The sequence below is a fragment of the Anabaena sp. CA = ATCC 33047 genome (assembly GCF_963870205.1).
GTDB lineage: Bacteria > Cyanobacteriota > Cyanobacteriia > Cyanobacteriales > Nostocaceae > Trichormus.
Genome location: NZ_CAWMSA010000044.1, coordinates 208,411 through 222,536 on the forward strand (window position 1 = coordinate 208,411; position 14,126 = coordinate 222,536).

14 protein-coding genes are annotated in these 14,126 nt (G+C 41.2%); 12 read left to right on the plus strand and 2 right to left on the minus strand.

The annotated features are described in order from the left end of the window. Nucleotides 1-133: 133 nt before the first annotated feature. The 6 genes from AACS98_RS12830 to AACS98_RS12855 all read left to right on the plus strand — a co-directional run bounded on the left by AACS98_RS12830 (nucleotide 134) and on the right by AACS98_RS12855 (nucleotide 6,579). The gene (locus tag AACS98_RS12830) at nucleotides 134-1,189 is read left to right on the plus strand and encodes a BMP family protein (protein WP_066380352.1); all 1,056 of its coding nucleotides are present in this window, start codon (nucleotides 134-136) and stop codon (nucleotides 1,187-1,189) included. Then, nucleotides 1,190-2,662 (plus strand): ABC transporter ATP-binding protein, encoded by a 1,473-nt coding sequence (locus AACS98_RS12835; protein ID WP_066380353.1) that lies wholly within the window; start codon nucleotides 1,190-1,192, stop codon nucleotides 2,660-2,662. A 145-nt stretch (nucleotides 2,663-2,807) separates the two neighbouring features. Further along, nucleotides 2,808-3,446 carry a histidine phosphatase family protein gene (locus AACS98_RS12840; protein WP_066380354.1) on the plus strand — a complete coding sequence of 213 codons (639 nt, stop codon included), beginning with the start codon at nucleotides 2,808-2,810 and terminating at the stop codon, nucleotides 3,444-3,446. Nucleotides 3,447-3,579: 133 nt separating this feature from the next. Further along, on the plus strand, nucleotides 3,580-4,638 hold the full coding sequence (locus AACS98_RS12845) for an ABC transporter permease (protein WP_066380356.1): 1,059 nt from the start codon (nucleotides 3,580-3,582) through the stop codon (nucleotides 4,636-4,638). A 64-nt stretch (nucleotides 4,639-4,702) separates the two neighbouring features. Continuing rightward, a complete protein-coding gene (locus AACS98_RS12850; RefSeq protein ID WP_066380357.1) occupies nucleotides 4,703-5,626 on the plus strand; it encodes an ABC transporter permease in 924 nt (307 codons plus the stop codon). Between the two features lie 107 nt (nucleotides 5,627-5,733). Continuing rightward, nucleotides 5,734-6,579, plus strand: a complete 846-nt coding sequence (locus tag AACS98_RS12855) for a lysophospholipid acyltransferase family protein (RefSeq protein ID WP_066380359.1) — start codon at nucleotides 5,734-5,736, stop codon at nucleotides 6,577-6,579. A gap of 77 nt (nucleotides 6,580-6,656) precedes the next feature. Here the strand turns inward: AACS98_RS12855 and AACS98_RS12860 are convergent, their stop codons facing one another. After that, the gene (locus AACS98_RS12860) at nucleotides 6,657-6,896 is read right to left on the minus strand and encodes a hypothetical protein (RefSeq protein ID WP_066380361.1); all 240 of its coding nucleotides are present in this window, start codon (nucleotides 6,894-6,896) and stop codon (nucleotides 6,657-6,659) included. A gap of 303 nt (nucleotides 6,897-7,199) precedes the next feature. Beyond that, a complete protein-coding gene (locus AACS98_RS12865) occupies nucleotides 7,200-7,367 on the minus strand; it encodes a hypothetical protein (protein WP_156481637.1) in 168 nt (55 codons plus the stop codon). A gap of 78 nt (nucleotides 7,368-7,445) precedes the next feature. On the opposite strand from AACS98_RS12865, the gene AACS98_RS12870 reads away from it, so the two are divergent. The 6 genes from AACS98_RS12870 (at nucleotide 7,446) to AACS98_RS12895 (ending at nucleotide 14,088) form a co-directional block, all read left to right on the plus strand. Continuing rightward, entirely contained in the window at nucleotides 7,446-8,639 is a 1,194-nt protein-coding gene (locus tag AACS98_RS12870; protein WP_066380363.1) for a GspE/PulE/PilB domain-containing protein, read from the plus strand. A 195-nt stretch (nucleotides 8,640-8,834) separates the two neighbouring features. Continuing rightward, complete coding sequence (locus AACS98_RS12875) at nucleotides 8,835-9,521, plus strand: Crp/Fnr family transcriptional regulator (RefSeq protein ID WP_066380365.1); 687 nt, start codon at nucleotides 8,835-8,837, stop codon at nucleotides 9,519-9,521. A gap of 345 nt (nucleotides 9,522-9,866) precedes the next feature. Continuing rightward, nucleotides 9,867-11,651, plus strand: a complete 1,785-nt coding sequence (locus tag AACS98_RS12880) for a M61 family metallopeptidase (RefSeq protein ID WP_066380367.1) — start codon at nucleotides 9,867-9,869, stop codon at nucleotides 11,649-11,651. Nucleotides 11,652-11,799: 148 nt separating this feature from the next. Further along, complete coding sequence (locus AACS98_RS12885) at nucleotides 11,800-12,468, plus strand: AIM24 family protein (RefSeq protein WP_066380369.1); 669 nt, start codon at nucleotides 11,800-11,802, stop codon at nucleotides 12,466-12,468. 257 nt (nucleotides 12,469-12,725) lie between these two features. Continuing rightward, the gene (locus AACS98_RS12890) at nucleotides 12,726-13,691 is read left to right on the plus strand and encodes an acetamidase/formamidase family protein (protein WP_066380370.1); all 966 of its coding nucleotides are present in this window, start codon (nucleotides 12,726-12,728) and stop codon (nucleotides 13,689-13,691) included. A 25-nt stretch (nucleotides 13,692-13,716) separates the two neighbouring features. After that, complete coding sequence (locus AACS98_RS12895; protein ID WP_015138028.1) at nucleotides 13,717-14,088, plus strand: sulfite exporter TauE/SafE family protein; 372 nt, start codon at nucleotides 13,717-13,719, stop codon at nucleotides 14,086-14,088. The last annotated feature ends 38 nt before the right edge of the window (nucleotides 14,089-14,126 follow it).

A 14,126-nucleotide genomic window follows, 5' to 3' on the forward strand; every position in this document is an offset into this window, starting at 1 on the left:
TTTCAGTGTGACTACCTGAAGTTAATTTGTCCTCACTCAACAGTCAGAAAATCAGCGCACATCTTCACAAATTACACTTACGACCTTAAAGTATTCTCATAACTAAAATGACTATAAATTTTTAGGTTAGTATATGACTTGCAATTTTAGCCGTCGTCAATTTCTCGTATATGGTTCAGCTACCTTTGCTACCAGCTTGCTATTAAAAGCTTGTAGTAGTAACCAAACGCAAACACCAACAGCGACAAGTGGCGACGCAGGGTTTAAAATAGCGATCGCACTCCCTGGAGTGATTACAGATCAAGCATGGAATCAATCTGGTTATGAAGGGGTAAACTTAGCTAAACAACAGCTAAATGCAGAAGTCGCCTATGTCGAACAAGTTGCCCAAGCCGACCAAACAGAAGTTTTAACAGACTTTGCCCGCAAAGGTTATAATTTAGTATTCGCCCACGGTGGACAATTTGACGCAGCTATTGAACAAGTCGCACCACAGTTTCCTAAAACTTTTTTTGTCGGTGTAAATGGCAATCTTCAAGGTGAAAATATCGCCTCTTTAAGAATAGACCATCTGCAAGGTAGTTATTTATGTGGCATCATTGGCGCATCTGTCACTAAATCTAATAAATTAGCTTATATTGCTGGGCAAGAATTCCCCGCAACTCAAGACGAATTACGAGGATTTGAATTAGGCGCGAAATCTGTTAAACCTAACATTCAAATTGTCTCAACCTTCACAGGTGATTGGAATGATGTTGCTAAAGCTAAAGAAGCCACACTTGCTTTAATTTCTGCCGATGTAGACGTAATTTATCAATGGTTAGATAGTGCATCAGCCGCAGTCTTACAAACAGCCAGCGATAAAAATATTTACGCTTTTGGTAATACTAAAGACCAGCTAGATGTCGCACCACAAGCCGTGTTAACCAGTGCGGTTAAACGTTTAGATATAGCAATTTCTTATTTAGCAGAATTAGTTAAAAACCAACAAATCACCGGACAAATCTATAAAATTGGCTTAGAAAGACCAGATATATTGACTTTAGGTAAATTTGGTGTTGCAGCTAATGAAAAAATACAACAAAATGCTTTACAAGTCAAGCAAGAAATTATAGATAAAAAAATTACTTTTGAAAATTGTCAAGACGCAGGTAAAAATACTCGTTGTGTGAAAAAAGCAACAGCTTAAATGGATTTACGTTTAGAAAACATTACCAAACGCTTTGGTTCATTTGTGGCTAACGATAATATTAGCCTGAATGTTGACACTGGGAAAATTCATGCAATTTTAGGTGAAAATGGCGCAGGAAAAACCACTTTAATGAATATTATTAGTGGAATATATCAACCTGATGCTGGAAAAATTTATCTGCAAGATACAGCAGTTAAAATCAACTCACCTCATGAAGCGATTAAACTGGGTATTGGCATGATTCATCAACATTTTATGCTGATACCGCAGTTAACTGTCACTGAAAATATTATCTTAGGTACAGCAAACAATTGGCGGTTAAATCTCCGCCAAAAACAACAGGAAATAGCTGCATTATCCCAAACCTATGGCTTAGAAATTAACCCAGAAGCGAAAGTAGAAGATTTACCCGTCGGTATCCAACAACGAGTAGAAATTCTCAAGGTGCTGTATCGCCAAGCTAAACTATTAATTCTCGATGAACCAACGGCAGTTCTCACACCACCGGAAGTAGAATCATTAATTAATATTTTACGCCAATTAGCTGCTGTTGGTAACACAATTATTTTTATCAGTCATAAGTTAGAAGAAGTGATAAATCTCTGCGATACAGTAACAGTATTGCGACGGGGTAAAGTCATCGCCAATACGAACACTCAAGACGCAACACCGCAGCAGTTAGCAGAATTAATGGTAGGGCGTGAAATTGCTTTAAAAATTGATAAATCTGCACCATCACCGGGAGAGGTAATATTATCTGTTCAGGGTTTGCAAGTTGCAGACGATAGGGGTATTTTGGCGGTGCGTGATGTGTCGTTTCAACTACACGCCGGGGAAATTTTAGGGATTGCGGGTGTAGATGGAAATGGACAAAAAGAATTAGCCGATGCGATAACAGGTTTAAGAAAGATAAAGACGGGGAAAATTGAATTACCAGCGAGGAAGGGAGTAGGATATATACCCGAAGATAGACAAAAAATGGGTTTAGTGTTGCAGTTTAATATTGCCCAAAACCTAATTTTAAAAGCTTTTAAAAACTTACCGTTTTGTCGTCGTTTTTTATTGCAATCGGCCGCTATTAAACATCATACCACAAACGCCATGCAAATATTTGATATTAGAGCGACAGGGGAAGATATACAAGTAAGTCAACTTTCCGGGGGAAATCAGCAAAAAGTAGTTTTGGCGAGAGAATTGACAGGAGAACCCGATTTAATCGTCGCCATGCAACCGACAAGGGGGTTAGATGTAGGCGCGACAGGTGCAGTACATTCACGGTTGTTAACAGAACGCGATCGCGGTGCCGGAATATTGTATATTTCGACTGAGTTAGAAGAAGTCATCGCCATGAGCGATCGCATTGCGGTAATCTACAGAGGTGAGTTTGTGACGATACTAGATGCAGACACAGCCACAGTAGAAGAAATTGGTTTATTAATGGCTGGGGGGATGACAAGAGAAAACATCTAATATAAGCTGAAACTTTGATTTCCCAATTTTGTGGTTGATTGACTTTTTTAGTTGATGAGTTTGTCCTAGTATCACATAATGGATTGCCAGATTGATGGTAGTTTATTCTTGCACAAACTCCTAAATCTCAATTGCCATACAAACCATGACACTCAATTTATATTTACTGCGACATGGAGAAACTACCTTTAGTCAAAGTGGTAATTTCTGCGGTGCAACTGATGCAGAATTAACACCAGAAGGAATACAGATGGCTGAAAGTTTTGCCAATACATATCAAAAATTGAAGTGGGAAGCCGTCTATGTTAGCCCGATGAAGCGCACAGTAACAACAGCCAAACCGCTTTGTGAAGCTATTGGAATGGATATGCAATTGCGTGACGGAATCAGAGAAGGTAGTTATGGCGAATGGGAAACCAAGAGTAAATCCTTTGCTCAAGAGAACTACCCAGAAAACTATCTAAAATGGATGACAGAACCCGCTTGGAACGCACCCATAGGTGGAGAAACGGCGGTAGAGATTGCTAACCGTTCTATGCCAGTAATTGCGGAAATTCAAGAAAAACATCCCCAAGGTAACGTCTTAGTAGTTTCCCATAAAGCCACGATTCGGATTATGCTTTGCAGTTTACTAGGAATTGATTTAGGACGCTATCGCTACCGAGTAAATATTCTAGTAGCGTCAGTAAGTATGGTAAAATTTGACGTAAATGGCCCCCTATTAGAAACATTAGGCGATCGCCATCACATACCAGAGCATCTTCGCTGCCGTCAGGGAACATAACAGATAAAACTATCTGCGTTTATCTGCGTCCATCTGCGTTCAAATATTCATAAAGCCATTCTTGTAAAAGTTCCCATTCCAGATATTGCTCGACACTGATTTTTGGAAGTAGAGGGGTAGCAACCATCGCATCATGAGCAAAACCAAGCGTGCTAAATTCCTGCTACCAATATTATCGCCCCTAATTGCCATTACCTGCGCCCTGATAGTCGGTGCAATTCTCATTTCCCTAGCAGGTGCAAACCCCATCACCGCTTACACAGCCTTATTTCAAGAATCCCTGACTACCTACTTCGGCTTAGGGAACACCCTCACCAAAATGACACCACTGCTATTTACCAGCTTAGGCGTATTAGTAGCACTAAAAGCAGGTCAATTTAACATCGGTGGCGAAGGACAAATTTATCTTGGTGCATTAGGAAGCACATTAATCGGTTTATACACTCCCCAACTACCTGCATTGATTCATATACCCTTAGCACTCTGCGCTGGATTTTTGTTTGGTGCAGTGTGGGGTGGAATACCTGGTTATCTCAAAGCAGTCAAGGGAATTAACGAAGTGATCACCACCTTGCTACTCAATTACATCGCCGTCAACTTAGTGAGCTACCTAGTACAGCATCCCTTAAAAGCACCAGCCGCACCCAGTCCTTACTCACCAATCATAGCGAAATCAGCACAACTACCAATCATCTTACCCCAAAGTTTAGCCCATGCTGGAATCGTGCTGAGTTTAATAGCCGCCGGCATATTGTGGGTGATATTAGAGCGATCGCCCCTAGGATACCAAATCGCCGCCGTCGGATTCAACCCCATAGCCGCCCGTTACGCCCGAATTTCCGTAGAAAGCACCATCATCCTAGTCATGGCTGTAGCAGGTGGTTTAGCCGGATTAGCCGGCGCATCAGAAGTCATGGGCTTAAAGTATCGCTTATTTGAACAAATCTCACCCGGTTATGGCTTCGATGCCATTGCGATCGCCTTCTTAAGTCGTGGTAGTATTAGCGGAGTCATCTTAACATCCCTATTTTTCGCCACCCTTCGCAGTGGTGCCAACGTCATGCAACGCAGCGCAGGAGTACCCCTAACCGTAGTGTACGCCATCCAAGGATTAACCGTCCTATTTATCGCCATCAGCCTCGCCATCGAAACAAAAATCAGAATCAAAACACAAAGTAACACAGAGGCTTAACGCAAAGTACCCTCCGCGAACCTCCGCGTTTCCTCCGCGAACCTCCGCGTTTAAAAAGAAGTTTATGATTTCTGACTACCTCATCGCCAGTTTACGTTTAGCCATACCCCTAACCTTTGCAGCCCTTGGGGGGATGTACTCAGAACGCTCAGGAGTGCTAAATATCGCCTTAGAAGGCATGATGTTAACAGGAGCTTTCACAGGCGCATCTGTCACATTTTACACAGGTAATCCCTGGCTGGGAGTAACAGCCGCCTTGCTAACTGGGGGTTTAGTCGGATTACTCCATGCTTTTTTAAGTATAACTTTATACGTTGACCAATTAGTTTCCGGGTTAGCGATTAATTTAGTAGCGGCTGGCTTCACCTCGTTTTTAGCGCGGTTAGTATTTAACGGTAGTAGCACTCAAAGACTACCAGGAATAGAACCGATAATCATGCCTGGGTTAGCTGATATTCCCATCCTCGGCGCGTTATTATTTCAGCAAGATATCCTAGTCTATTTTTTGCTGGCGGTGGTGCTTGCAAGTATTTATGTTTTATATCATACCAGCTTTGGTCTAACTTTGCGGGCGGTGGGGGAATATCCCCAAGCGGCGGCGACTTCTGGGGTATCAGTGGCAATGGTGCGATACTGTGCTGTAATTCTCAGTGGTTGTCTTGCCAGTTTGGGAGGAGCTTATCTAGCTTTAGTGCAGGTACAATTCTTTAGTGAAGGGATGAGTGCAGGTAAAGGATTTATTGCGATCGCCGCCGTTATCTTTGGCAGATGGCATCCTCTCGGTATTAGTTTAGCTTGTTTGCTGTTTGGCGGGACGGAAGCTTTACAGTTACGCATTCAAGGCTTGGGTGTGAATATCCCTTATCAATTTCTAGTGATGTTACCTTATGCGATCGCCTTATTCGCCTTACTCGGACTCGCAGGTAAATCTACACCTCCAAAAAGTTTAGGTGTTACTTATCTGCCAGACAACCCTCAAAATAAGTGATTAATTCATCTCTGGAGTCTCCCATAAGCAAAGCTACAATAATCATGGGAATGTAGCTGCTGTAAGCAATTTTGCTTTTTCCCGTTTGACTTTGCTAAGATGCCTGAATGTTACAAAAGCAACATCACCAAAACACTAAACCCGGATGGTCTTTGGATGAGCGAGATCCAAAGTTTATCCAATCTATCATGCCCCTGTTGGGTCTGTTATACCATTATTATTTTCGCGTGCAAACCAGTGGCTGGCATCACATCCCACAGGAAAAAGTCTTAATCGTCGGTTCCCACAATGGCGGACTAGCAGCCCCGGATATGCTGATGATGATGTATGACTGGTTTTGCCGATTTGGCGTAGAACGGCCTGTTTATGGGTTAATGCACCCGAAAGTCTGGGAAGTTACCCCCCAAGTAGCGCATACGGTTGCTAAGACTGGTGCGATTATCGCACATCCGAAAATGGCGATCGCCGCTTTACGTTCTGGTGCTAGTGTCCTAGTCTATCCCGGTGGCGCAGAAGACGTTTTTCGACCGCATTCTTTGCGTCACAAAATCTATTTTGCTGGACGACAAGGATTTATCAAGCTAGCATTACGGGAAAATGTGCCAATTGTACCGGCGATTTCTTATGGAGCGCATGATACACTAATTGTATTAGCTGATTTATACAAATTCATGCAACGCTTGCATGAGTGGGGGATGCCTTGGTTATTTAATGTTGATCCCGAAGTATTTCCCATTTATGTAGGTTTGCCTTGGGGATTAGCTATCGGGCCATTACCCAACATTCCCTTCCCAGTATCGATTCAAACACGGGTGTGTCCACCCATTGTATTTGAAAAGTATGGCACAGAAGCAGCGAGCGATCGCCAGTATGTCAATGAATGCTATGAATTAGTTAAAAGTAAAATGCAGCAAGAATTAGATCAGTTAGTAATGCTCCATCAAAAACGTTAAAATACCTCATAAAAAAGGCAGAGGAGAGAAGATATGTCAACTTCTTCCTCCTGCCTGTGGTGATCTACCGCAAAAGATTAGCTCTTGCTAATACGCTGTCCTAATAGTTCTTTTGCCCGATTTGCTAGTCGGCAATTCGTATCTTTTACCTCTTGGAAAAAGTTGGCTAAGTCTTTATCTCCACAGGCATTAGCATCTTGAACATATTGTTCATAGACTGCGGCACCTTCGAGAGAGTGGTAAATCACACTAATCAAATCGAAGTGTTCGTTTTTAGTGCCTGTATTCGACTCAGCTTTATTCATTACTGTTGCCATCTTGGTACTCCTATCTTGAAATTAAAGTTCATGACATGAATACAAGCCTAGGAAATCTCAGAGTAATTTTCCTTCATTCTCAAGATAGAAGCATCATAATATGACGAATTATCAAATTTTGTGAAAATAAAATTGAATTTACCGGAGTAAATTAGGTAGGCAAAAAGGCTTGATTAACAGAATTTTAGCAATAATTTGGGGAATTTGCAGATGTAATCAACTAATAAAAAACCCAATCACCAAATTTCAGCATGAATCCCCTAGTAAATCCTTGTATCTAGTAGATATGAACGTTGAAGTAACCTAACTCAAGTGTTGTGAACTGGCCATCATTGGTGAGCGATCGCCGGTTATAGTAAAGTGACGGTTAGTCGGGCGATCGCCGTCACCCAGGTAGGCATGAAACAACAGCAAACGGTCACAACTCCTGATGCTTTTAGCCCGTATGATCAACCGTTTGTAGAGACGCATTAAGAGTTGTGATACATGACTGAGTGCTAATTAATATAAAGCAAAATAAAATATCAAAAATACTAAGCAAGCATACTTATGTGGTCTTCAGAGGGCAAACCAGCTGATACCGGAGCAAGTAGACAGCAATTGCTCCAAACAACTCCCAACTATGGCGAACAGGAACCTGAACCTGAGCAAATATTTCAACTGATTGATAGTCTCTTATCCTTTGAAGCTTGTCTGTATCATCAAATCTTGCCTCTGAGGATAGAAAACAATCAGCTATCGTTAGGGATGGTACACCCAGAAGATAGCGGGGCTTTAGATTATGTCAGCCGCATTGTGTCCTATCTCAATTACATCATGGTGACACAAGCAATAGCCGCCGACACCCACCGCAATCTTCTCTCAGCCTACCTCAACTATAAAAATACATTTCCCCTAGAACCCCAACCAGCAGCACAACCAACATTACCAGGCGTTGCACAACAGAATACACAGACAACAGCCGAACAACAGAGGCACTCACCAAATACTGATCACTCTTGTGGGCAGTCAACAGATTGTTGTGTTCCCCCAACTGCCGCGAATTCCACTCAAAATTCTGGCGTTGTTCCAACTAACAATCATCAAATAGAAGAAAGCGTAATTTTCAACAGTGTGACTGTGTTACAGGTGGACGCTACAGATATATCTAGCAGTCTAGAAACACTTGTACATTTACCACCGAAAAAATTATTAGAAGAACTACTAGGGCGAGTATTAAGTGGCGGAATTGGTCGTCTATATTTAGAAAGACAACCCTACCAAGGAAGAATTCTTTGGAGTGACAACGGAGTTGTGCAGACTGTATTAGAAAATCTGCCCCTCTCAGTTTTTCAAGGGGTACTCAACGAATTAAAGCGTTTTGCGGCTTTTCCGGTGACTAGATTAACAGAACCAAGACAGATAGAGAAAGAATGCTTATATCAACAAAATCTTGTGTTATTACGTATCCGGGTGATGCCAGGAGTGAACGGCGAAGAGGCGACATTACAAGTGCTACGAGGAGCCGCTTTAAAATTTTATCAAAAACAACAGTTAGCCCATCTCCGTCGAGATGTGATTGGAATTGCTCAACAACTCAGCCATAAATTGCATGAATTGCACCAAAGACTGTTGCTGAATCCTAGCCGTAAATCAGAACAATCAGAAGCCATAACTGCGCTCAATCGCTTAGTAGAAAACCTCGATCAACAAATCAAAACACTGACAGCAAATAAGCAGTTACCAAGAGATGATCAATCCTAGTTTTGTCAGTAGAACCTCTGATTGCGATCTGCTACACAATTGTTATCTTGTAATTTAAAGCTAGAGTATCTTCTAGAGATATTCCAGTTAAATTTATTACATACTTTTTGTGGCATTTCTTGTCAGATTGTAGTTGGAAAACTTCAAAATAGCCGTTAATTTTCCCTTTCCAAATTTATTTTTAGTAGATATTACATGCAAACAGAGGTTTTTAGTGATATTTTCCCCTTATTGAGTACAGCCAACCCACAAACCTTAGAATGGCTGATCAACGTGGCAACTGAACACGAATATCCAGCCGGCAGGGCTGTAGTCATGGAAGATGCTTGGGGTAACGCAGTTTACTTCATAGTTACTGGCTGGGTGAAAGTCCGACGCACCTGTGGCGATCATGCTGTGGCTTTGGCAATTTTGGGTAGAGGTGATTTCTTTGGCGAAATGGCGATTTTGGATGAGTCTCCACGGTCTACAGATGTGGTTTCTCTGTCAACAGTAAAATTACTGAGTATTTCCAGAGAAAGGTTTATTCAAATTCTGTTTAAAGATCCCCAGTTACATCACCGAATGCTGCAATTAATGGTGCGGCGATTACGACAGATTAACCAACGCTTACAACTGAGGTCTTCACCACCTGCTGTCAAACTCGCCCATACCCTAGTGAGTTTAGGCGAAAGCTATGGTTATGAATTAGACACAGGTAAGGAAATTTTTAATATACCTTTTAAGGATTTAGCAGAGGTGACAGAAATTAGCCTGGAAGAAACAACTAAAATTATGGAAAAACTGCATGAAAAAGGTTGGATCAAAATTGACAATGCCAACAGCACTATTGAACTCATCAACTTTAAACATTTGATGAATCTGGCAGGCAAGGTCGGATGATCACTTGAGCCTGATGGTTGATTGATTAATTAAATCTTCTTGGTTAATTTTATGAGTTAATAAGTATAATATCTGAATAATTTAATATTTATTTTATAAATGCCCTAGAAAAAGTCGTGTTTTGTTGATATAAGTCAGATGCTCTAGTGTTTGATCTAGAATCAACAGCCTTGGGTAATTTCACCAAGGGTGTTCTTTCTCAGGTTATCTTTGTTGTAGTATCTGGTTTGATTGCATCTCTGAGTGCTGAGTCAATAGTGAATAACTATTGACTATTGACCGTGAACTATTAACTATTATCTATGGACTGACTTTTGACTCGGAATTTATCACTCTAAACTACAGATGACTGAAGCAACAGCACCTCGTATCGATATTGGCGTTCAGGAAACCGTGCCGACGATTCATTATCAGGTGGCAATGCCCCAACCAGAAACGCATCTATTTGATGTCAGGTTACAAATTGTAAACCATACGTCATCAATTCTTGACTTAAAAATGCCGGTATGGACACCAGGATCATACTTGGTGCGAGAGTACGCCAAGAACTTACAAGACTTTAGTGCTTGTGCCGGAGAGCAGCCTTTACCTTGGCGGAAAATTAGTAAAAACCACTGGCAGATCACTAAAGAAGGTGTCTCAGAAGTAACAATCAGTTACCGCATCTTTGCCAATGAGCTATCAGTAAGAACAAATCATTTAGACACTACCCACGGTTATTTTAACGGGGCTGCTCTGTTTTTGCAACCACTGGGTTGCGAAAATCTACCTATACGGGTCACAGTCGTACCACCTCATCCTCATTGGTTAGTCACTACTGCCTTACCTACAATTGGTGAGCAGTCTCATACTTTCTACGCTGCTGATTTTGATACCCTAGTTGATAGTCCTTTTGAAATCGGTGAACACCAGTTACATCACTTTCAGGTGTTAGGCAAACCCCATGAATTAGCAATTTGGGGACAGGGAAATTTTCAAGTCCAGCCACTAATTAGGGATATTGAAAAAATCATCGCAGTCGAAGCCGAGATATTTGGCGGTTTGCCCTACGATCGCTACATCTTTTTAGTACACTTGTTTGCTCAAGCCTATGGCGGATTAGAGCATAAAAACTGTTGCTCTTTGATTTATCAACGGTTTGGATTTCGCTCTCAAGATAAGTATGAACGTTTCTTGCAATTAGTAGCCCATGAGTTCTTTCACTTGTGGAACGTCAAACGCATTCGTCCCAAACCTCTAGAACTGTTTAATTACGACCAAGAGAGCTACACAACGTCTCTATGGTTTTGTGAAGGCACAACAAGTTACTATGACTTGCTGATTCCTTTACGCGCAGGAATTTATGATGCCAAGTCATACTTAAATTACTGGAGTAAAGAAATTACTAGATTTCTGACGACACCAGGGCGTAAGGTGCAATCGCTATCTGAATCTAGTTTTGACGCTTGGATTAAACTCTATCGCCCAGATGCTAATAGTAATAATTCCCAAATTTCCTACTACTTGAAGGGAGAAATGGTTTCCTTATTGCTAGATTTGCTGATTAGGGCGCGTCATCACAATCAGCGTTCCTTGGACGATGTGATGCGGCAAATGTGGTATGAATTTGGGCAAGCAGAAATTGGCTATACTCCCGAACAGTTACAGGCTGTAATCGAATCTGTCGCCGGTGTAGATTTGACAGATTTCTGTGAACGCTACATTGATGGCACTGACGAATTACCATTTAATGAATACCTCAAACCTTTTGGGTTGCAGGTGGTAACAGAAAAGGAAGAAGAACCTTACTTTGGGGTGAAGGTAAATACTGAACATGGAAGGGAAACTATTAAATTTGTGGAAGCAGGTTCCCCAGCACAAATAGCAGGAATTGACGCAGGTGATGAGTTGCTAGCGATTGGCGGCATTAAAGTCACAGCCCATCAGTTGAGCGATCGCCTCAAAGATTATCAACCCAATGATAAAATTGAGGTGACAGTTTTCCATCAAGATGAATTGCGTACCTATACTGTCACCCTAGCTCAACCACGCCCTACCAAATATCAGGTTTTGCCTATCAAGAATGCTGAACCCATCCAACAAGAAAATTTTGCTGGCTGGTTAGGTGTACCTTTCTCCACTGTTTGTTAATCAAGTTAACATTTCTTTTGATATCTAAAAATAAAGTCAGCCTGAAAACTCATCCAAGGCTGACTTTATTTTTAACTTGCCATTTAGAAAAATAAATGCCACAAATGTATGTAAATTCTGCAACGTTAGTAAAATTCAGGAAAGCACAATGGCAAACTTTGAAATTATTGAAAAAGAGAGTTTGCGGTTAGTTAAAATAACTTTGCAAAACGAAACAGTACGCACAGAATCAGGTGCTATGTACTATATCCGTGGCAACATCACAATGCAATCGCAAGCCCCGTCAGCAGGTGGATTTTTAAAATCTCTAGCCACAGGAGAAAATATTTTCCGCCCGACTTATACAGGTACAGGTGAATTATATTTAGAGCCTTCTTTGTCTGGGTATCACATTTTAGAATTAGATGGAGATGAATGGATTTTAGATAGTGGTGCTTATTGGGCAAGTGATGGGACAATAGAAGTAGGAATTGAGCGCAACAAATTTATATCTGGCTTAATTGGTGGTGAAGGTTTATTTCAAACCAAAGTTAAAGGTAGAGGTAAAGTGGTCATGGTAGCGCAAGGGCCAGTAGAGGTGATACACTTGCGAAATGAGCGATTAGTAGTGGATGGTAACTTTGCGATCGCTCGCACACCTAGCTTAAATTACCGCGTGGAAAAAGCCACCAAATCTCTATTAGGTTCAATGACTTCTGGTGAATTTTTAGTCAATACTTTTGAAGGAACTGGTACTGTATTAATTACACCTGTACCTTATTGGCAAGTGATGATGTTACGCCAAATCATCTCCGCCATTCCCAAAAATTCTAGATAATAATCATCAATTAATTTGAAAATACAAGGAATTAAAATTTAAGCATTTATATGAGTCATCATTTATCTTAAGATTTTAATTCCTTTTATCCGATTACTTAGTCAAGAAAACTATGCTAATTACGTTATGCTTTCTATGCAATTGCCAAGCAAGCAAAGTTATTTAACATTCGGGTTTCATCAACTAGGGGTAGGTTTACAGATATCATCAATTATTAACGAGCATATCAGTAAACCCGCCCCTAATTAACCCAGAGAATGACACATCATATATTAAAAGCCACTAAATCAACAGTGCATCTAGGGGGTTTTTCCCATCTGCTAGAACCTGCACTGACGATTGATTCAGGTGACACCATTGACGTAGAGACTTACACAGGTTACTACATTTACGACAAAGCACCACCAGAGTTTCTCACACCAGAATTTCTGGATATTTGCCAAAACCTACCACCAGAACGTAAAATAGCCGCAGGACCCCATTTACTCACAGGGCCGATTTATTTACGGGATGCCGAACCAGGGGACGTTTTAGAAGTAAAATTAGAAGCGATCGCACCCAGATTACCAGTAGGTTTCAACGCCATTCGTTCCGGTTGGGGAGCCTTACCGCATCAATTTACTCAACCAGCGTTGCGGTTTATTCCCTTAGACTTAGTGAACAACACAGCCGAATTTCCCCACAACAGCAAGATTAAAATCCCACTCAAACCTTTTTTTGGTATCCTTGGTGTCGCAACTCCAGAAGATGCTCGCTCTTCCATTCCCCCAGGCTGTTACGGTGGTAATATTGATAACCGCGAACTACAAGCAGGCTCTCGTTTGTTCCTACCTGTTTTCGTTCCGGGTGCCTTATTTTCCATTGGTGATGGACATTCAGCACAGGGAGACGGCGAAGTTAACGTTACCGCCATCGAAACTTCCATGAATGGCCGCATTCAAATTAAACTCCGCAAAGATTTGCAACTAACAACACCCATAGCAGAAACACCAACTGATATTATCACAATGGGATTTGCTGCCACTTTAGATGCAGCCTTAGAATTAGCTCTCAAAAATATGATTGATTTTTTAGAGCATTTTGTAAATTTGACTCCAGAAGATGCCTATGTTTTATGTAGTTTAGCGGTGAATTTTCGCATCACACAAGTTGTCAACAGTCCACATAAAGGTGTTCATGGACTGTTACCCAAAGCAATCTTGTCACATAAAATCAGTTTATAGTTAACCACACAATTTACAGTTTTCCATGTCTAATTTACTCATTCAACTGTTGCTGATTGGTTTAGTAGCTGGTGTTGCTGGTGGGATGTTTGGCATCGGTGGCGGTGCAATTATGGTGCCAGCAATGGTGTTGTTATTAGGGTTAGATCAAAAATTTGCCACTGGTACTTCCATCGCTGCTCAAATTTTACCAATTGGACTGTTAGGCGCAGCAGTTTACTATCGTGAGGGCAAAATTGATATTAAATACGCGGCAATCATTGCTTTAGGTTTATTGATTGGAAATCTGTTTGGAGCATTGTTTGCTAATCAACCATTTATTACCAGTGCAACCATGAAAAAGCTGTATGGCATATTTTTGCTACTCATTGGTTTACGGTATTTGGTAGGGCGTTAGGGATTGGAGATTGGGGATTGGGGATTGGGGATTGGGGA